Here is a 20,335-nt window from a genome sequence, read left to right on the forward strand (position 1 = left end):
ACAAAAAAAAACGGCGAATCCGAAACCTCGGACCGCCGTTAACACACAAGGGAACTGTAAATTATCACTACGATAATCCAGCACACTTAATTTTACCCGAAAAGCCGAAATGTAACCAGCGTTTCCGAATCTTAAAGTCGATGCCTATCGAAGCAAAGACAAGACGTTAGACGTCATTTGATTCGCCTGAGACAACATGGACATTCCCGCTTGTTGCAAAACCTGTGTTCTTGCCAGGTTCGCACTTTCCGCAGCATAATCCGCATCCATGATACGGCTACGTGCGGCCATAATATTCTCATTCACATTCTGTAAATTGGAAATGGTGTATTCCATACGATTTTGCATCGCACCAAATCCCGCTCGGGTTTTCGCCACCGATTTCAACGCCGCATCCACTTGCGACATCACACCTAAAGCAGAGGCTTGGGTTTGAATGGTTCCCACCACCCCTAAAGCGCTCGCATTCATCGCTTTTAAAGACACTTTCAAGGTATTGGCAGCGGCCGTTTCCCAACCGGCATGAATCGAAATAATGTTCGTGCTCGCCATCAACTTCACACCATTAAACTTCGTGGTCGACGCAATACGGTTGATTTCTCGTCTTAACTGAGACACTTCTATGTTCATTTGTGAACGTTGCGCAGAATTGTAGGTTTCGTTCGCCGACTGAACCGCCAGCTCACGAATACGGTACAGCATATTGACAGTTTCTTCCGCCGCACCATCAACGGTTTGCACCAATGAAATACCATCATTGACGTTACGAATTGCCATGTCCGTACCGCGAATTTGCGCGGTCATCGCCGTCACAACGGCTTTACCGGCCGCATCATCCGCTGTTCGATTGATGCGCAACCCGGAGGTCAAACGCTCCATCGAAACCGCCATTTCCCGACTCGACTGATCCAACAACCGAACGGCATTCACCGACGCTATATTTGTATTGATAAACATGCCCATAATCGTTTTCCCGGCAAGTTATGAAATAAAAAAAACGGCATGCCAAAATGACGATGCCGTTAACACACAAGGGAAACCCTTTAACTGTTTCGTTGCTTAAAAACAACGTTTATTACTATTCATTTTTTAAATAAAACATGAACTTAATTTCGGCACGACACCTTACCGTAACAACCCTAAAAGGCTTTGTCGTTTCGGATTGGCTTGCAATCCCAACAACTCCACCCCATTTAAAGCCGCCTGTAGTCTAAAACGCGATGCTAAACACCGCATGGCTTGTAAATCCTGCTCAGCCTGCTTCGATACCTCATCAGTCCCTCTTTCACCACATAAAAAACGCTTAGATAAAACCAGCTCATTTTTCACCGCTTTGGCATAAACGGTTCCGTACGAGTTCAGTAAACGTTTTTCAATTACCTGTGACATGAGAAACCACTCCTTTGCAACCTGTATCAAACCAGGACATTAAATTTTGATTTATAGAGTGGTGGTGTTCGAACAACACTCCACAAATCAAAACATAATGAAGAAAAAGCCAGGGAGAAAGCTCTCCCCGGCATTATTTAGATTACTGAAGTAATCCAAGCACGTTTTGAGTTGACTGATTCGCTTGAGAAAGCATGCTTTGCCCAGCTTGTTGTAGAACCTGAGTTCTCGCCAAGTTAGCACTTTCAGAAGCATAATCCGCATCTTCAATACGGCTACGAGCTGCCATGATGTTTTCGTTTACGTTCTGCAAGTTGGAAATGGTGTATTCCATACGGTTTTGCATCGCACCGAAACCAGCACGGGTTTTTGCAACCGATTCCAACGCCGCGTCCACCTGAGACATGACTGTCAAAGCGTTCGCTTGTGTATCGATGGTACCTGTTACACCCAAAGTTGCCGCATCCATTGCTTTCAGAGACACTTTCAATGTGTTGGCCACACCTGTTTCCCAACCCGCGTGGATGGAAATAATGTTTTGACTCGCCATCAACTTCACACCATTAAATTTTGTGGTAGAAGCGATACGGTTGATCTCCTGTCTCAATTGAGACACTTCGATGTTCATTTGTGAACGTTGTGCAGAGTTGTAAGTTTCGTTAGCCGACTGAACCGCTAGCTCACGAATACGGTACAACATGTTTACAGTTTCCTCAGCGGCACCATCAACAGTCTGTACCAGACCAATCCCGTCATTCGCATTACGAATCGCCATATCCGTACCACGGACCTGAGACGTCATTTGTGTCACAACCGCTTTACCAGCCGCGTCATCCGCGGTTTTATTGATACGCAAACCAGAAGTCAAACGTTCCATTGAGGTTGTCATTTCGCGACTGCTTTGATCCAACAAACGGACCGCATTTTCAGAAGCGATATTTGTATTAATTACCATAGCCATAATATTTACTCCCAAGTGTAAAGAAGCTAATTTTAAGGCTTCACCCCTATTCCATTTTGGTCTAAGTCATGAAACCTCTCGCCTTTCAATTACGTTATCGGGACACCGCTAGAAAACTTGATAACTTTTTACTTAAAAAACTTAAAAATACTTTATTTTCAATAGGTTAAATTGTTTTTAAAAATCTAAAGCTCAATAAAAAAATGGCTATAAAAGGAGGGCAGAAAAACTTTTGAAACGTCGATCAAGGAAGGCCAGAAAATAAAAAAAGCGAGTGCCAGGTAAACCCAACACTCGCTTTCAGATAACCATAAAATCAAACAATATTACTGACAATATTCCCAATTTTATCGTCACTGCTTACCTCTTTAGAAAGCTCTGCTTCTAAATACTCGACCAGACGTCGGGAGACGCTTAAAAACTCATCCGAAGGAAATTGCTTAATGACCTCTTTAGAGTCTTTATCTATTAAAGAATAGATGTTTCTCCCCGTTACATCGTCTTTTTCAAACATCATATAGTTGTCCAAATTGTCCAACATGGCATTAATGTTTTCCATCATACGATCCGTTTCCGCTTCGGAAACTGTAACGCTGCTCGAATTTTGAGGAGCATCAATCGAAGGCTTCTTGTTCAGAGCATCTATGCTGGAAGAAGCCTTCTGCTTGTCTAAAGGAGGCGTGGAACCCACTGTTGTTGATTCATTCGCTACTTTTGACGTTGATGCCGTGGCAGGCACGTACACTTTGGTCTCCAGTAACTCATCACCAAGAGTATTCATAATAATACCCCCCTCCTTTCAAGCTCAGCTTTAGTATCTAATTTATACTAAATTAACTCAGTAATGCCAATACATTTTGCTGAGACTGGTTTGCTTGAGACAGCATGCTCATACCAGCTTGTTGAAGAACTTGTGTTCTCGCCAAGTTAGCACTTTCAGAAGCATAATCCGCATCTTCGATACGGCTACGAGCTGCCATGATGTTTTCGTTTACGTTCTGCAAGTTGGAAATGGTGTATTCCATACGGTTTTGCATCGCACCGAAACCAGCACGGGTTTTTGCAACCGATTCCAACGCCGCGTCCACCTGAGACATGACTGTCAAAGCGTTCGCTTGCGTGTCGATGGTACCAGTCACACCCAAATCCGCCGCGCCCATCGCTTTCAAAGACACTTTCAACGTATTGGCACCGGCCGTTTCCCAACCCGCGTGGATGGAGATGATATTGGCACTTGCCATCAACTGCACACCGTTAAATTTTGTGGTGGAAGCGATACGGTTAATTTCTTGTCTCAACTGAGACACTTCTATGTTCATTTGCGAACGTTGTGCAGAGTTGTAAGTTTCGTTAGCCGACTGAACCGCTAGCTCACGAATACGGTACAACATGTTAACGGTTTCTTCCGCCGCACCATCAACGGTCTGTACCAATGAAATACCGTCATTGGCATTACGAATCGCCATGTCCGTACCACGAACCTGAGCGGTCATGGAAGAAACAACGGCTTTACCTGCAGCATCATCTGCTGTTTTGTTAATACGTAGACCAGAAGTCAAACGTTCCATTGAAGTTGCCATTTCACGGTTAGAACCGTCCAATAGGCGTACTGCGTTTTCGGAAGCAATATTTGTATTGATTACCATTGCCATGATCTTATCTCCTTTTTAAAAAAAATACGCGATTGTTATTATGTTTTTTACTATTCAATCAATCGTCTAATCTTTCCCTTCACTGTTGGTAACGGCTGACTTTTATAAAGCTTTAGGAAAAAAATCGATTTTTTTTAAAATTTTTTTTGGCATACTTTCTGTTAGTCTGTAAAAAGCTTTAAAAACAAGCCTTTTCAACGGGTTTAAAAAACACAAAAACAGGTCTTATGAAAACAATTAATATCGAAAATCTCTACACCAACTCCTTCGGTGACCAATATTTTCAAGAAATCAACCACACGGCTTTTGATAACGTCGGCGCGACCGCAACGTTCAATAAAGTCTTCAATGATGTTTTGAATCAGGAAAACAGGCTGTTTATCATTGTCGGTTCCGATTCCGGACTGCTGATTCCCTACCTGCAGAAATATCATGCCGATCAAGGGCGCCATTACATCATCATTGAAAAGCCGGAACTGATTTCGCATATCGATAAGACCTTCGAACGCAATGAAGACCTCATAGACCTGGAACCAGAGGACCTCAACTTCGGCGACCTACCGGAACGCTATTCCGATTACATCGCGCACGGACGCTACACTCTGTTACGTTCGCTGGCAGTCATCGACTCCAAAAATGACGTCTACCGTCACTTATGGGATCAAATTCTGGATAAATACAATATCTTTTCCGCTTCTGAAAGTGGCTATGCCATCAACAATGTGTTTATCGACAGCCAATTGAACAACCTCGCCGCCAATAGCTTGCCGGTTGCCAAAGTGGAAAATGCATTGGCCGGTAAGACCGCCATCATTATGGGGGGCGGCCCGTCACTCGATAAATCCATCAACTGGATCAAAGCCAACCAACACAAACTGGTCATTTTTGCCGCGGCACGTATCGCCAACCGCTTGAAAAAAGAACAGATTCAGCCCGATTTCTTTGTCACTGTCGATCCGCATGATGTCAGTTACGACAACAGTAAATCCATGCTGCAGTTCGGTGATACCGCCGTCCTCGTGCATTCCAATAACGCCAACAATAAACTGGTCGCGGAATGGTCCGGCATTCATGCTTACCTAGGACTTATGTACCCATGGGTGGATGACCATCACCCGCAACCGGAGAACCTCGGCATCGTCGGCCCAACCGTCACCAATACCATGACTTCCGTCGCCGCGTTTCTTGGCGCAGAACAGGTTTTGTTTTCAGGTGTCGACTTCTGCTATGGTGAAAATGGCCAAAGTTATGAATCGGAAAGTGTCGAATCCAAAACCGGTAAATACCTCGGACAGGCCACCAACCGGGTCGAGACCTACTCCGGTCGTATTGCCGAAACAACCCCCAGCTTTGCCAACGCCCGCCAAGGCATGGAAGAATTCGTCGCCTACTCGCTCAAAACGTTTCGAAGCCGCTTCTACACCTTGAGCGAAGACACGGCTCTAATGAAAAATGTCGAATACCGCAATCCAAACGACATTGAATTGCCGAACGCTGACAAAGACGCGGCCTTAATGCAGATTAAAGAAAACCTGACGTTTGATTTAAAACCGTATAAAACCCATTTAAAAAATGCCAAACGTTACTGCCAGGAAATGCGTGATTTATGCCGGACCGTCATCAAAGAAGCCAAGCAGGGGAAAAAACTGGCCAAACGACTCTTCAAAGATTTAGCCGAAACGGACAAACTGACCCAACAAATTGTCTCACTACAAAAAAATCTCAACGACGAAATGGGACCGCATGCCGAATTCATTTTCAACTATTCCATTAAAGCCTATAAAGATTTCATGAACCCCAGTGTCGGCAAAGACGATATGACCCGCGACCAGATCAAGGATTCGTTTATTCACTACTTCTCAGGCCTGGTCGATTCGGCTGATCCGCTCAAGCAATCCATTGAAGGCGCCATCACACGCTTGAACCATCGCTTAAAGGAAGCGGAAGGCACCAAACACTTCGACAAACTGGTCGAACAATGGCATGAGTTACATGAAGAAGGTCGCCCATTGGTCTGGCTGAAAATGAATGGTCTGTCACTCGACCGGCTTGACTCGGCCCAACGCGAAGCCATTGAAGCTCTCCTAGAGACCTATCAAGAAGAGCTGAAAGCAACGGAAACCAAACTCAGCCGCCAGTTGAAATCCAAGGGTGAAAGCATCACCAATCTCTTTGAACGCATTCGACGTTATTTTGTCGAAAACCGTCCCTATGACTTGGAAGCACTCGTCAATTACATCGCCGAACGCGAGGATGAACAAGCCAAAGACCTGTGTCATCTGGGCGCCGGCTTTATCTATGAGTTGAGAGACATGCCGGACGATGCGCTTAATGAATTCGTCCAAATCAAAGACGAAAAACTCTTGATGGAAGGCTTAAAACGTGTCGTTAACATCACATTGGATAAAAAAGATTACCAAACGGCCTTGAATGCACTGGAAGTGTTGACGCACTATTCCGATGAATTTTTCATCGCTTACGCGGATATTCTGGCCGCCACCGGTGACGGCCCTGGTGCGGCTGAAATTTACGTGCATTACCTCAACCGTAACGAAGAGGATGTCGCCACCTGGATCAAACTGGTCAAGCTGCTGATTCACCTCGGTCTAACGGAAGACGCCATGCAAGCCATCCAAAACATCAAAAAAATCGACCCCGACAACATCGTCGCCGATGAATTGATGAACTTGGCCACACAGCCGAAAAGCTAGCGAAAAACGCTCCCAATAAAAAAGCCGACAAATTTGTCGGCTTTTTTATTTTTTGATTTTGGGCTTCCGCTTGAAGCTCATCCACCTTACTTGAAATACACTTCATAGTCCGCTTGTGCCTGTTCGTAATCCGGGATATGCCCAATGTCCATCCAATATTCCGTCAATGGAAAACCACCGGTTTTACGGTCTTCTTCAATCAAGGCGTCCACTAAAGTCGGCATATCATAAAAACTGTCCTGCGGAATACTCGACAACACCTCCGGCGACAAACAATAGATGCCGGCGTTCACGAAATAACGATAAACCGGCTTTTCCACCAGTTGATTGATGTATGGCCCTTCCATTTCAATCACACCATAAGGCACTTGATGCGAATATTCACGCACACAGGTCGTCACACAGTTTTGGTGTTCGGCATGAAAGTCCAGCAAGGAACGAAAATCGATTTTCGTCAGCAAATCCCCATTCATCACAATAAGCGGCAGGCCTGGTAGTTCTGGCAATAAGCTTAGAGCTCCGGCCGTCCCCATCGGTTTGCTTTCTTCAATGTAAGTGATGTGAATACCCCATTTCTCGCCGTCACCGAAATACTGGCGAATCTTATCGCCAAGGTAGTTGATGCAGAAATAAAATTCGGTAAACCCTTGGTCGGCAATGTGTTTGACGATGGTTTCCAAAATCGGTTGATTGCCGACCGGCAACATCGGCTTGGGGATGGTCTCGGTCAAGGGACGTAAACGCATTCCCAAACCACCCAACATCAACACCACTGGGTTTTGGCGACGCGGCGTCACCTGCGTTTTGCGGTAATACAGGCCGACCACTTGTTTTCGATCATTCAAAATCGGTAGATGCCGCAGCGAACGCCGTTTCATGTGCTGATGCCAAACCATCTCGGTTTCCGAATCGAGCCCGACAGTAGGCGTTGCATTCGCCACCAACTTGATGGAACTGTCCAGAGTCTCCCCTCGCAGCAAGCCACGACGGATATCCCCATCGGTCACCGTGCCGAGCAAACAACGCTCTTCGGACACCACCAAGACGATTTGCATGGCTTGTTGGTCCAATACCGTTAAGGCATCACGAATCGTCGCATTTTCTTCTATCGAAATGGCTGGCCAATCAAATAAATCCATCACCTTTCCCCAACTTCACCTTTAGCATTATTCCATTTGCGCCTGACGCATCTTCAAGAGGGCTTCCACTTGGTAGACATCCGCCAAATCATCGACATCCACACCGGAAACCGCATCCATCATAAACAAATCCGACAAACCGGCCACCGCCAAACGACGATGCTCTCTCAAAAACTGAGGTGTGGCAATATAAATGGCACCGTTAATCACATAATAGTCGTCATCAAAGGCCTGGCGTTGCGAGACATAGGTGTCCGGTTGGGCCAAATAGCGCCAATCATCCCCCTGCACTTGCAAACATTTATAGGGATGCTCCCGCATCGGCTGCACGCTGATTAACGAATCCCGCTCACTTTCTAGGAATTGTAAAATCGCGGCATCAATCTCTTCGACGGTTCGTAACGGCGTGGTCGGTTGCAATAACACCACCGCATCCGGCAAACGATCACGCGCTTCCAACCAGTCCAAAGCATGCATAAGCACTTCCACATTGGTCACGGAATCCGCCGCCAACTCCACCGGTCGAACATAATCCCCCGTCAAACCGCATTTTTGGGCGAATGCATTGATTTCCGCATCCTCGCTGGAGAGCATCAAGTCATTGAGATACTGGCTTTTTTGTACTTCGTCCAATGTGTACTGCAACAGAGGCTTATCCAAAATCGGATAAAGATTCTTTCCGATCAATCCTTTGGAACCGCCACGGGCAGGAATAAACCCTAAAATTGTTTCTTGTTCAACCATGTCCCTGTTTTCCTTCTGGTTGTACGCCGTCAAAATCCGTTAACAGCTTAGAAATGAGCAACTCGGTAGACGCTTGCGGACACGGCAAATGCCGCTTGGCTCTTTCCCATAACGCATGACGAGTTTCTTCGAGCAATCCCTGTTCCAAAACCGCCAGTAACCTTTCTTCTGTATCGACCGATAACAACAACTCTTCAGTCACCAGCGGCAATTCCGCCAACTGATTATACCCCCGCCACCACTCAATCAACGCCGGTTCGAACCACAAATAAACGCTGACATTAAACGGCTCCCGAGCAATTTCATTCAAATAAAGGTTATCAAAACCAGAGCTTGAAAAAGCACTTAAAACCAAGTCGCACACGACAAGGCTGTCCTTAATGCCTCTCATGGGGTTCATCATCGCTCGGTCGCCGAGCGCGTCTTGGAACAACGCAAATGTCTTATCCCGCTGGTGACGACTTTCTTTTGGGTGGGGACGATACAGCAACTTGAAAGGCCGAGGCCATTTTGATAATTGCCGCACCAAACCTTCAAGTGTTTCAAAGTACCCGGGGATGTCCAAAATCGGCTGACCGAAAAAACCGACCAGCACCGTGCCCGGTGCAGAATCGGCCAGGCCTGGGCGTTTTTGTTGCCGCGCGGCCAAAGGGTTATAAAACCGATAACCGGCGTGTTTGATGGAGCCAATTGGAATATTTTCAATTTGAGGGTAGCGCTCGTGAGTCAAACGCGCGGCTTCGTCATCAATGACGAAAGCGGTATTCGGTAACGCGCCGGAGGCTTGGTTAACACCGCCCCAGAAACTTTGCAATGCGTAAGAATGGATATGCTGCTCAGCGGCATAGTGCAAAACGGCTTCGTCCAATCCGGTATCCGGGCCGGAAATGCCGGTCAGAACCGCATCCGGTTGAAACGTATCAAACGTTTCACGCAAAATGGCGCTTTGTAACACGGCATCACAATCTCCTGGCGGAATTATCTGCAACTCGTCATGAGGCACAAACGGCTCCAGTAACCGGTACGCCGGTTCCTGACACAAGACCTTTAGATGAAAGCGGCCATTGGCGTAAAGCTCGGGAACCAAACGTTCAAAAGAAACAGCCGTTGCGGGGTCTCTGGCAGTAATCAATAATTTCATCATCAAATCAAACGGTCGGTGAAAACCCCTTTTTCCTTTTTTAATTTGACCCAATCGGTTCCAAGGTTAAGGTTATATAAAAATACGAAATTTCGCCACCCTAAATTCAACCGGTTTTGACAAACCGAAACCTTTTCAGAACAGTTCCAAGAGCTTATTTGTACCGGTTTTTCGCTTGATAAACCAACGCCACGAACTTATCCCACTCGCTTTGCGGCACGCGCCATTGCTTGAAAAGCATATTCTCCAACAAAATCGCCATGGACCGAATTGACAAGGCGATCATGGGCGATGTCAAATCGCCTTTCAAGCCGTAGGCTTTGCACAAACAGTTTTCCAAGCGTTCGGCTTCTTCGGGAGCACGCCCCCATAATAATCGCTGTGAAGCCATCGCCAAATCAAACCCGACCGGAAAAAAGCTGTAACGAGCATTTTCATAATCGATTACGCAAGGTTGCCCGTTAAGCGACAGAACATTTCCGACATTCAAATCCCCGTGCACCATCTGCGCCCTGTCCAAATCGAAATCCAATAACGGATAATGCTCGACAAACAGGTGCAATTCGTTTGGCGAAATCGTCAAGTCATCAAGCATCCAATCCGAATCGGGAAACGCTTTGAGCCGATCCGTGACTTTCTGCAAAACCCGATTAAAACCGGCTTTGCGTTCAAGCCAATTATCACGGCACTTGACCTGTAACGGATGCTGTTTCAAAACACGGTGTAATCGGGCCAGATATTGACCGAAAACGATAACTTGAGATTCGTCCAAAGACAAGGGAGAAAAGTTCAGAAAATCGCCACGGATTAAACAGACGGTATCATCCTGAAAGGTGGCGACAGAAATATCCAAAGATCGCGCCAGCACGCCGGCATGATTTAAATCGGCTTCCAACTGAACGGAAAATGCTTCCAAATCGTAAAAAGCCTCGGGAAGCAGTTTAAAAAACTGGCTGGGTGTCTCAAACTTATCAGCATCGAAACGATAAAAACCGAACGGATAATCATAGGCCGTGCCTTCCATGCGAGACAGGCGACCGTTTTCCACCCCCAAAAAGTGGCGCAAAGCTCTTTCTTCGGAAGACGACAGGCGTGCATAACACACCTGCTCCGGCGCGTGGTAAGGAAACGCCGGTGGTTTATGCATTCCCTTCAAGATGGCTCCAATGAATCACCTGCCCGCGAGTGAGCGGTTTCGTCAACACAGCCTTATCGACTTCCGACCAGGCCTGGGCACCGATTCCCAACGCCGGAAAGGCAAAATCCACAACATCCAAACTTAACACTGCCCCCACCGGCAAGTCTTGTTTGGCAACCAACCCCATCCGGGCACGATGCGGCTTGGCTTCCAACGGTGCTCGCCCGTCACCCAGGGCTGCATGAATTTGTCGAATCTGATTCAACGTATCCGCTACCTCTGACACCGGCATAGAGTGATACACGCCTTGGTCCATGGCCGCACCGTCCATATAAACACCTTTTTCCAACACCGCCACATCCATCACCGTTGCCGCCAATAGCATTTCCGTACCGACATGGTGGTCGGATAATCCGGTCAGACAACCAAACGTCTGCTGTAAGGTTTGCATAAACCGCAAATTATGATCGCCCACCGGTGCCGGAGGAGCTTTCGGGCTTTGTTGCACAATCAATTGCCGGGCACCGGCCTTTTCGGCCCAACCGACAGCCCGCGAAATTTCGCTCAAATCCGCCCGGCCGGTATCCATGATCATCGGTAAACCAAGATGCGCGATGTACTCTATCAACGGTTGGTGGGTAATATTCGACGAAGCGACTTTTAACGCTACACAGCCCTCGTCCACAGCAAATTGCGCCCCTTCAAAGTCGTAAACCGAAACCGCCACCTGCATCCCCAGACGGCGACACAGCGCGAATAATCGTTGATAATCCGCGAGGCTAACCACTTTTCGCTCAATCAATCGACGATAATTTTCTTTTTGAATCCGGTTACCATCGACTAAATACTCGTCGTCATAATCCGTATCCAATGCAATATCCGGTCGATGCAGGATTTCCCCTTTCACCACCTTGACGCCGGCCTCCGCCAATTGACGAATCATCTGCTCGGCTTGCTCAATATCTTGATTGAAAAAGGTACCGATGTCCGGCAGGAAAAGCGGTTCTTCGCCCAACCCGACCGGATGCCCACCGATTTCAAACTCCAATGCAAAATGCTTGGTCATCGTCTCACCCATTACTTCCATTGCTTATTCGTTTAATGGTTCCACTCTCGTGCGAGTTACGCGCTTGATGACGTTTATTTCAAGCCGTTTGTTGCAACACATACTGCATCCGATAACGTCGTTGATCCTGTCCGAACAAGTCCGGATACTCCAGCACCGGCAACAGCAGTTCGGTAAAGACTTCCACCCACTCCTGTTTAATCTCCATGCGGTTGTCGGCCGACAAATTGGCGGCCATCTTATTCAACATCGGAAAAATCGGGCGCATCCCCAAATTCCAAATGTGCGCCAAGCTGGCGGGCAGAATGTCGCGAGACTCCACGACTTCCAACCCGCAATCCGCAAACAACATCTCCCAGCCACTTTCATCACGTAACCCCGGATTCGTGGCCTGACGTCCGCGATTCAGCATCTGCTGCCACAAATCAGGCGTACCCGGCATCAACTTGCCCCAGTCCAGTTCTTTCTTCTCCGTAGTGAAAACATCAATCACCATCACACCGGATGGCTTTAATTTCCGCTTCATCGCTTGCAGTGCCACATCGGTTTCCGCCACCCAATACAGGCTATTGCAATACACCTTATCCAGACTGCCATCCTCAATTCCGGTCACTTCATCACGTAAATCAGCCAGGTGCAGACTTTGATAAAAGTCCAATGTCTCAGCCTTTTTCAGCAGATTTTCCTTGTGATCGGTACCATAGGTAAACCCTCTTGTTGGGGTCTGTTCAATGACCGGTCGGTAGGCTTGATCGTAATAATCGAAAACATCAATGTCTTTCGCGGCGACGTCCGTGGTCTTTTGTTGACCGGCACCGGCAATAAACAAGTCAAAGTCTTCGGTGAAGCGCCCACCGCACTTAAAGAAGGTATTCACCCCGTCACCGCAGGCAAAATCGGCGGTTTTTTCACCGTCTTTCGGGGTTAAATCAACACCATTGATGACATAGGACGCTAGTGCCAAAGCATTTTCCGGCCGCAACCACCATAAATTCAAAGCGTGTTTTAAAACTTCCTGCGATTGAAACTGACTCATGCAAAATCCTCTTGATGTATGTTATTTTCTAAAACGGCCTGGGCAAAAACCAAATCCACTTGATTATCGATATCGATCGAACGGGCTTCCGGCATGCTGTAAATTTTCATGTTATCTGTGTAAAAACGTTGCTCAGAAAGAAACGCATCAGTGTGTGCAAAATAAATGGCGCCGTTCGGGTAAAAGTATTCAGGATTGGCTTGCAAACGTGTCGCGGCAAAGTCCGTGGAACAGAATTGCTCAGGCACTTTGGCCAAACCGTCCTCCGATTGACGAAACATGAACTGCGGCAATTGAGCGGTTTGCTTCATCGACACCACCGATTTGACTTCATCCGTCAATAGCGCAAAAGCGCGTTGAATATCTTGGGCGTCTCGGAACGGACAAGTCGGCAACAGCAAACTGCAGGCCTGGTAGTTTTTGCCATCGGCGGCGCGCCGGGCAATCACATCCGAAAGCACTTGAACCGCCGTGGCATCGTCCGTGGCCAAATGTGGCGATCGTAACTCGTATGTCAATCCGGCGTCCTGATAACCGGACACGGTTTGCAGAATTTCATCACTGTCGGAAGACAGAACCACTTCGTCAAAAACGCCACTTTCCAGCGCGGCTTCAATCGTCCAGGCGAGTAAGGGCTTATCGCCCAACATCGCTAAATTCTTGCGCGGAAAACGCTTGGAATTGGCTCTGGCCGGAATCAATGCAATGGCCGAAGACATCAGACCTCCACCTCTTTCACACTCATGAAAGCTTCGGCCGCTTCTGTCTGAATCTGCGCGCCGCGCAAAACAGCCAAGGCGCGCAAAGACGCTTCCGAACGCGGAAACGGGTGGTTGGCCATTTCCGATTCAAAATACGCCATCAGCTCGATTTTTCGCGACAGAAAATCCGTCACATCCACCCATAGGTTAGGATGAAACCCGGTGTCTTGGGTATTCAATCCAAAGCCGGTTTCCGACAAGGTTTCATATACCCGAACCGAACGGACACTCGGATATCGAAAGTTTTTGGTACAAGCGGACACGGCATCATATACATAAGCATGATCCGAGTGTGCATCCCCACGATAAGGCAAATACAAGACATTTGCTTGCGTCTGCTGAATCACCTCAGAACAAGCACCGACCAAATCCTTCATCGCGACCCGGTCCAGTTCCGCGACCGGAAACCCTAACTCAAATACGTGATGGAAACCGTAGGCTTCAGCCACCTGTTCAATTTCGGCTTGCCGTTTGGCTTGGCGCTCGGCATCAAACCCCATTTGTTCAGTCATGCGGGTCACAATCACCCAGCTGACCTGGTCACCTTTCGCCAGGTGCTTTAATAAAGTGGCTCCGCAGCCCAGCGTTTCGTCATCCGGGTGCGGTGCAAAAACAACAACATTTGCCATGTTCAATCCATATACGTATCGGGAGTAAAATCCAACTCCGGTTCTATCTGTTTCAATTTCAGCACGCCATCATAGGTTTTGACAATCGGCTTCCCGTCCCGCAGAGCTAAAATTTTGCCCGGTTCGTGGTACTCGATTTCATATTCGGCGTCGGGCCAATCGACGTTTTCCACTTGCCAAACGACAAATTCCGTTTGACCATAACTTGCCGTCGCGCCCGGGTAAGGTCGATGCAACGCTCTTACCAGATTATGAATCGCCTTTGTCGACATGCGCCAATCGATTTGCCCATCGACTTTAGAGCGTTTCCGCCAATGATTTCCGCACGATGCCGCTTGTGGAAGCGGTTGCACCCGCCCTTCGGCTAAGGCCTGAAAAAGTTCTGTCAATAGTGGCACGGCCGTGACCTTAACCTTTTCATACAAATCCTCGGCATTATCGTCTGCACCAATCGGAATTTCGCTCTGAGCCAAGATGTCCCCGGTGTCCGCGCCTTCGTTCATTTGAAAAAAACTCAAACCGGTTTTCTCCAACCCGAGCACTAACGCCCAAATTAACGGATGTCGCCCTCGATTGTGCGGCAGAAGACTGGGGTGCGCGCCAATCACGCCTAACGGCGGTTGTGCCAATAATGACGTTTTAATCAACTGTGACCAACCAAGACAAAAAATGACATCCGGTTGACGTTGCCCTATCCAATCCAAAGTCACAGGTGAATTGATGTCCGTCACACGTTGAAACGGCCAACCGTGCTGACAGCAAAGCGGTTCCATATCCGCATAATCCGAATAACGCTCCGGCTGTTCGGTGGAAACCACACCGACGATGTCGGCCCCAGCTTGATTCAAAATATTCAAACAGTGCAAACTAAAATCCACCGCACCGATCACCAACACTTTCATGAACAGGCCTCCGCGCAATCGTGAAACCCTTTTTTCAATAAAGCACTTCGATCTTGCAATGATAATGTTTTCAGGTGTCCTACTATTTTTTCGGCCGTATGCCCGTTTCCATAAGGATTTTTTACACCGGCCAACAAACACACAAAGGCATCCGATAAAGCGGTTTCAATCGCTTGCAATATCGCTTCCGTTTGGCAATCGACATGCAGAACATTCGCGCCCGTCACCCGTCCCAACTGGCGTTCGCCAATATTGACCACCGGTTTTTGAAACGAAGCCGCTTCAATGATGCCACTGGAAGAATTCCCCAACACCATTGCGCAGTGCTGCATGGCACTCAAATAGCGCAATTGTCCCAGCGATTTCACCAGGTGCAGCTGTTCGGGATGGGCTTGCTGGGCGGCGACAATCACTTGATACATAGCCTCACCGCCCGCATCGATATTCGGCATGGTAATCACCGTTTGCAAACCGCTTGCAATCACCGCATCCAAAACCACTTCCATTTCCTGTGCGGCCGCGGACGCATCATTCAAAGTCACCGGATGATAGGTCATGAGCACCGTTGAAATCGTCCAGTCCACCCCGGTTTCGTCTTGCAACGCGGTGGAGGACAGCAATGGCAGTTCCACAATATTATCCAAACCAATGGCACCGACATTGAACACTCGGCTTGGTTGCTCCCCCATTTGAATCACACGTCGCGCATAATCGTCGTGCGAGACGAAATGCAGTGCCGACATTTTCGTCAGGCTGTGTCGAACGGCATCGTCAATTAACCCAAACGTGGCTTCACCACCATGTAAATGCGCAATAGGCAACCGATTCAACATCGCGGCCATGGCCACGGCCAGCATTTCGAAACGATCACCCAGAATCACCACCAAATCAAAGTCATGCTGTTCGAATAAACGCCCGAACCTAGCCAACGCCTGACCACTGGCTTCAGCCAGTTGCGACGGTTGATCGCCCTGCAAAGCCATATCCACTTCAAGCAAAGGCTCTATGCCATCGGCTTTCAACACCGAGATGGTCTCTCCCTGTTCCGCGACCAAATGTGACCCGGTGGCAATCATGGTCGGTGCAAACAGGGCATCCGCTTGTAGTTTTTGCCACAACGGCTTCAACAAACCGTAATCGGCTCGGCCGCTGGTGACCAGTGCGATTCGATTGATGTCAGACATAATCATCCTCTTCAATCGCCGCGTTGACACCTAAATCACGAGCCGCCGCACAGCCGATGACATCGTCCCAGAAAAAGCCCGTGACGCCCGTATCCGAACGCTTCATCGTGACATTTTGGTCGGTAAAAATCTCGCCTTTCGCAATCGGTTTCGCCGCCACCAAACGTTTTCGGACCACCGCCAAGTTACCGGATTCGGAATTCGATGGTCGTTTCTCGGCATCGCCCAAAGCCGCTTCCACGTGCCGGATAGCTGTTACCATGTTTTTCAATTCATACGGTTCCAAGCTGGCTTTATGATCCGGCCCCGGTAAGCTTTTATCCAAGGTAAAATGCTTTTCAACCATCTCCGCGCCCATCGCCACGGCGGCAATCGGTACTTCAATGCCCAGCGAATGATCCGACAACCCCACCGCCACTTGAAAGGTTTCCGCCAAAGTCTGCATGGCCCGCAAGTTCACGTCTTCATACGGCGTCGGATAGGCCGTATTGGCATGCAAAATCGTTAAGTTATTTTTCGCCAGGCCTGCTTTGAGCAGCGTTTCGACCGCCAATACCACCTCGTCCAAACGTCCCATGCCGGTGGACAAAATGGTCGGTTGATTCAACCCGCCAATCTTACGTAGGTAAGGAATTGACAATAATTCACCCGACGGGATTTTCCAGCGTTTGACACCAAGCCGATGCAGGAAATCAACGCTCGGTAAATCAAACGCCGTGGACATGAACTCGATATGATGTTTTTGGCAATAGGTTAACAACTCAAAGTGAGCTTGCTCCGACAATTCCAGCCGTTTCAGCATCGCAAACTGGCTTTCTTTCACACCGGTATTATCGGTCTGATACGCGGCTTGTTCGGCCGTTTGCGTCACCAATTCTTCGGTTTTGAACGTTTGGAACTTCACCGCATCCGCGCCCGCCGCAACGGCGGCATCGACCAAGGCCAACGCGGTTTGCAAGTCACCATTATGATTAACTCCAGCTTCGGCAATAATGAAAGTATGCTTCTGAACCGACATTAGTCCTCCGCCTCCATTTTCAGGTGCCGAGCCGCCGGCTGTCCAATATAAACACCTGATTCGACAATATCCTTCACCACCACCGAGCCCGCGCCCACGATAGTTTTTCCGATAATACGCGTTGATTGCACCACCATCGAGCCACTGCCGATCAAGCAATCATCCCCCACGGTCACACCCCCATTCAATAACGCCCCAGTGGCAATATGACAATGCGCACCGATTCGGACATCATGCTCAACCAGCGCTTTGGAATTGATAATACTATTGGCGCCGATTTCCGCCAACGGATTCACCAAGGCATGATGCATCACCACGGTGCCATCGCCGATAATGGCCGACGCCGCCACCTTGGCGAACGGCGAAATCACGCTGGGCAAATGTCCGCCCAAATCAAGCACCTGTTGAAATAATCGACGACGCACCGCCGAAGATTTAAGCTGACCGACCGTTATCAGGCAAGCCGGTACTTTTTGAACCCAATAAGGCAAATCGTCGTCGGTACCGATGACCGGGTACCCCAACACACATTCGGTTTGCGATTCGGGCGACTCGATAATGCCGACAATCTCATAAGCATCTGTGGCTTCAATCACATCAATGACGGCAGCGCAATGGCCTCCCCCTCCCAATAACAACAAAGGCGTTCGGTTCATGACGTCACGCCCCCTTTTGCCGCACCTTGGCAAGGAATCCCGCTCGGTAAATTCACAACCCGATCGGCCAACCATTCGGTATTCGGCAGTTCCGTTTGCAAGCAGGCCTGGTAGATTTCCAGTTTGTGCATCGGTGTCCACAATGGGCGGGTTTGAATATTCTGTTCATTGGTAAAAGCCAAAAACGCCTCGCGATGAGCGGCACCGTCGCACAAAACCGCATTCAACCAATAATTGGAAGCCGCGGCATGGTCATTATTGGCATCATCAAAAAACGCCAGGCCTGGTGTTTTTTCAATAATGGTCCGGTAGCGCTCAGCCAAAGCGCGTTTCTGCTGGCGAAACGCCGGCAGCTTTTGCATTTGCGCCACGCCCAATGCGGCATTCAAATTCGGCATCCGCAGGTTATACGCCACTTCGTCATGCTCAAAATGCCACGCATGCGGCACCTTGGCGGTGGTGCTGAGGTGTTTGGCGTGTGCGGCCAATTCCGTATCGTCGGTCACCAACATGCCACCACCGCCGGTGGTGAGAATTTTATTGCCATTAAAACTGAACACGCCGACCTCGCCAAACGTACCGGTATGACGCCCTCGATATTCGGAGCCGAGGCTTTCCGCGGCATCTTCCACCAACTTAATATGATGTTCTCGACAAATGTCGACCAAACGGTCGATTTCGCACGGAAACCCTAAGGTATGCATCGGCACACAGGCCGCAATGCGTCGACCGGTTTCGGTGTGCAGGCATTGCCCGTTTTCCAAATGCGTTTGTTCGGCGAGAAAATTGGCTAAACTGTCCGGGCATAAGCCCATGGTTTTACGAGATACATCCAAAAGCACCGGCTCCGCGCCACACAGTTTGATGGCATTCGGTGTTGCCACAAAGGTCAAAGATTGCGTCAAGACCAAATCGCCCGGCTGCACGCCGACCACTTTCATCGCCAGAAACAGGCCCATTGTGCCATTCACCACCGCGACCGCATGCTTGGCGCCCGTAAAGTCGGCCATAGCCTCTTCGAAACGATTGACATATTGGCCGACCGACGACACAAAGGTGCTGTCGATGCAGTCCGACACCATGTGTTTTTCAGTGTCGTCAAAACAAGGGGCATGCAATGGAATCAAACCGGCTTCGGCACTTGGCACGGCATAGGTATCCCGGATAAAATCAATCAGTGTTTGCGTGTCGGCCAAGCGGTCAGACATTGTAAATTCCCGCTTTGTATTGTTTGAGGTTGTCCACATTGCGGAACCAACGAATGGTTTCTTCCAAGCCGGTACGCAAATCGTACTGAGGTTCGAAACCGGTTAGCGATTGAATCAAGGTGTTGTCACACCACAGACGGAAGACTTCCGAGTCTTTCGGACGAATGCGCGCCTCGTCGGTCACGAACACCACGTCGGACTGCATGATGTCTTTAATCATTTCCAACGTATCCTGCACGGAAATTTCAAAGTTGGAACCGATATTAATGGTTTCACCGATGGCGTGTTCGGATTGGGCGATCGCCATCATGCCACGGCAGGTATCGGTGACGAAATTGAAGTCGCGTGTCGGGCTGGTATCCCCCAGTTTGATTTCTTTCATGCCGTTGGCGATTTGAGTAATGATGGTCGGAATCACCGCTCTGGCCGATTGTCTCGGCCCGTAAGTGTTGAACGGACGCGCAATGGAAACCGGCAGTTCGAAGGCGTTGAAATATGACATAGCCATGGCGTCGGCCCCAATTTTACTGGCACTGTAAGGCGACTGCGGTTGCGCCGGGTGCTTTTCGTCAATCGGTACATATTGCGCGGTGCCGTAGATTTCCGATGTGGAGGTATGCATCAATCGTTGAACGCCGTTATCCAGGCAGGCCTGGGCAATATTCAAAGTGCCGTTGACATTGGTTTCTACATACGAATTCGGTGCGATATAGGAATACGGAATCGCGATCAAAGCGGCGAGATGAAAGACAGTGTGACAGTCTTGGGTGATTTTTCGGCACAGGAACGGATCCCGAACGTCGCCGGCTACCACTTCAATGTCATCCAAATACGGGGATTGGTCCAGCCAGCCCCAGGAATTGAAGGAGTTATATAACGCCAGGGCGCGGACTTTGGCTCCGGCTTTCACGAGTTGCTCGGTTAAGTGCGACCCGATAAATCCGTCCGCTCCCGTGACCAACACCTGTTTTCCCTGCCAATACGCTTCCGTCATTCCTCT

20 protein-coding genes are annotated in these 20,335 nt (G+C 48.8%); 1 reads left to right on the forward strand and 19 read right to left on the reverse strand.

What is annotated here, in order from left to right; translation table 11 throughout:
• Positions 1 to 144: 144 nt before the first annotated feature.
• The 5 genes from EPV75_RS07755 to EPV75_RS07775 form a co-directional block, all read right to left on the reverse strand.
• Positions 145 to 957 carry a flagellin N-terminal helical domain-containing protein gene (locus EPV75_RS07755; protein ID WP_318779040.1) on the reverse strand — a complete coding sequence of 271 codons (813 nt, stop codon included), beginning with the start codon at positions 955 to 957 and terminating at the stop codon, positions 145 to 147.
• 168 nt (positions 958 to 1,125) lie between these two features.
• Positions 1,126 to 1,389, reverse strand: coding sequence for a hypothetical protein (locus EPV75_RS07760; RefSeq protein ID WP_128384999.1), 264 nt, complete (start codon positions 1,387 to 1,389; stop codon positions 1,126 to 1,128).
• Positions 1,390 to 1,531: 142 nt separating this feature from the next.
• Entirely contained in the window at positions 1,532 to 2,344 is an 813-nt protein-coding gene (locus tag EPV75_RS07765) for a flagellin N-terminal helical domain-containing protein (protein ID WP_318779041.1), read from the reverse strand.
• 322 nt (positions 2,345 to 2,666) lie between these two features.
• A complete protein-coding gene (locus EPV75_RS07770; RefSeq protein ID WP_128385001.1) occupies positions 2,667 to 3,131 on the reverse strand; it encodes a flagellar protein FlaG in 465 nt (154 codons plus the stop codon).
• Positions 3,132 to 3,183: 52 nt separating this feature from the next.
• Positions 3,184 to 4,002: a flagellin N-terminal helical domain-containing protein gene (locus tag EPV75_RS07775; protein WP_128385002.1), complete on the reverse strand. Its 819-nt coding sequence runs from the start codon at positions 4,000 to 4,002 to the stop codon at positions 3,184 to 3,186.
• A gap of 227 nt (positions 4,003 to 4,229) precedes the next feature.
• Here EPV75_RS07775 and EPV75_RS07780 point away from each other — a divergent pair, with 227 nt between their 5' ends.
• Complete coding sequence (locus EPV75_RS07780) at positions 4,230 to 6,713, forward strand: 6-hydroxymethylpterin diphosphokinase MptE-like protein (protein WP_128385003.1); 2,484 nt, start codon at positions 4,230 to 4,232, stop codon at positions 6,711 to 6,713.
• 86 nt (positions 6,714 to 6,799) lie between these two features.
• On the opposite strand, the gene EPV75_RS07785 is transcribed toward EPV75_RS07780, so the two are convergent.
• From EPV75_RS07785 to EPV75_RS07850, 14 genes are all read right to left on the reverse strand, one after another.
• Positions 6,800 to 7,852 carry a nucleotidyltransferase family protein gene (locus EPV75_RS07785; RefSeq protein ID WP_128385004.1) on the reverse strand — a complete coding sequence of 351 codons (1,053 nt, stop codon included), beginning with the start codon at positions 7,850 to 7,852 and terminating at the stop codon, positions 6,800 to 6,802.
• Positions 7,853 to 7,879: 27 nt separating this feature from the next.
• Positions 7,880 to 8,596 (reverse strand): acylneuraminate cytidylyltransferase family protein, encoded by a 717-nt coding sequence (locus EPV75_RS07790; RefSeq protein ID WP_128385005.1) that lies wholly within the window; start codon positions 8,594 to 8,596, stop codon positions 7,880 to 7,882.
• A complete protein-coding gene (locus EPV75_RS07795; RefSeq protein ID WP_128385006.1) occupies positions 8,589 to 9,740 on the reverse strand; it encodes a hypothetical protein in 1,152 nt (383 codons plus the stop codon). The genes EPV75_RS07790 and EPV75_RS07795 overlap by 8 nt, the downstream gene beginning before the upstream one ends.
• Before the next feature lie 151 nt (positions 9,741 to 9,891).
• Positions 9,892 to 10,884, reverse strand: a complete 993-nt coding sequence (locus tag EPV75_RS07800; protein WP_128385007.1) for a phosphotransferase — start codon at positions 10,882 to 10,884, stop codon at positions 9,892 to 9,894.
• Positions 10,877 to 11,962 carry an N-acetylneuraminate synthase family protein gene (locus EPV75_RS07805; RefSeq protein WP_128385008.1) on the reverse strand — a complete coding sequence of 362 codons (1,086 nt, stop codon included), beginning with the start codon at positions 11,960 to 11,962 and terminating at the stop codon, positions 10,877 to 10,879. The genes EPV75_RS07800 and EPV75_RS07805 overlap by 8 nt, the downstream gene beginning before the upstream one ends.
• A 58-nt stretch (positions 11,963 to 12,020) precedes the next feature.
• The gene (locus EPV75_RS07810) at positions 12,021 to 12,977 is read right to left on the reverse strand and encodes a methyltransferase domain-containing protein (RefSeq protein ID WP_128385009.1); all 957 of its coding nucleotides are present in this window, start codon (positions 12,975 to 12,977) and stop codon (positions 12,021 to 12,023) included.
• On the reverse strand, positions 12,974 to 13,696 hold the full coding sequence (locus EPV75_RS07815) for an acylneuraminate cytidylyltransferase family protein (RefSeq protein WP_128385010.1): 723 nt from the start codon (positions 13,694 to 13,696) through the stop codon (positions 12,974 to 12,976). Before EPV75_RS07815 ends, EPV75_RS07810 begins: the two co-directional genes overlap by 4 nt.
• Positions 13,696 to 14,367, reverse strand: coding sequence for a PIG-L deacetylase family protein (locus EPV75_RS07820; protein WP_128385011.1), 672 nt, complete (start codon positions 14,365 to 14,367; stop codon positions 13,696 to 13,698). The genes EPV75_RS07815 and EPV75_RS07820 overlap by 1 nt, the downstream gene beginning before the upstream one ends.
• Positions 14,368 to 14,369: 2 nt before the next feature.
• Positions 14,370 to 15,269 (reverse strand): methionyl-tRNA formyltransferase, encoded by a 900-nt coding sequence (locus tag EPV75_RS07825; RefSeq protein ID WP_128385012.1) that lies wholly within the window; start codon positions 15,267 to 15,269, stop codon positions 14,370 to 14,372.
• On the reverse strand, positions 15,266 to 16,453 hold the full coding sequence (gene neuC / locus EPV75_RS07830) for a UDP-N-acetylglucosamine 2-epimerase (RefSeq protein ID WP_192893968.1): 1,188 nt from the start codon (positions 16,451 to 16,453) through the stop codon (positions 15,266 to 15,268). Before neuC ends, EPV75_RS07825 begins: the two co-directional genes overlap by 4 nt.
• Positions 16,446 to 17,471: an N-acetylneuraminate synthase gene (gene neuB, locus EPV75_RS07835; protein ID WP_128385014.1), complete on the reverse strand. Its 1,026-nt coding sequence runs from the start codon at positions 17,469 to 17,471 to the stop codon at positions 16,446 to 16,448. The genes neuC and neuB overlap by 8 nt, the downstream gene beginning before the upstream one ends.
• Complete coding sequence (locus EPV75_RS07840) at positions 17,471 to 18,127, reverse strand: acetyltransferase (protein ID WP_128385015.1); 657 nt, start codon at positions 18,125 to 18,127, stop codon at positions 17,471 to 17,473. Before EPV75_RS07840 ends, neuB begins: the two co-directional genes overlap by 1 nt.
• A complete protein-coding gene (locus tag EPV75_RS07845) occupies positions 18,124 to 19,335 on the reverse strand; it encodes a LegC family aminotransferase (protein ID WP_128385016.1) in 1,212 nt (403 codons plus the stop codon). Before EPV75_RS07845 ends, EPV75_RS07840 begins: the two co-directional genes overlap by 4 nt.
• Positions 19,328 to 20,329, reverse strand: coding sequence for an NAD-dependent 4,6-dehydratase LegB (locus EPV75_RS07850; RefSeq protein WP_128385017.1), 1,002 nt, complete (start codon positions 20,327 to 20,329; stop codon positions 19,328 to 19,330). Before EPV75_RS07850 ends, EPV75_RS07845 begins: the two co-directional genes overlap by 8 nt.
• Positions 20,330 to 20,335: the final 6 nt, after the last annotated feature.

It is taken from the genome of Hydrogenovibrio thermophilus, from assembly GCF_004028275.1.
Taxonomy (GTDB): Bacteria; Pseudomonadota; Gammaproteobacteria; order Thiomicrospirales; family Thiomicrospiraceae; genus Hydrogenovibrio; species Hydrogenovibrio thermophilus.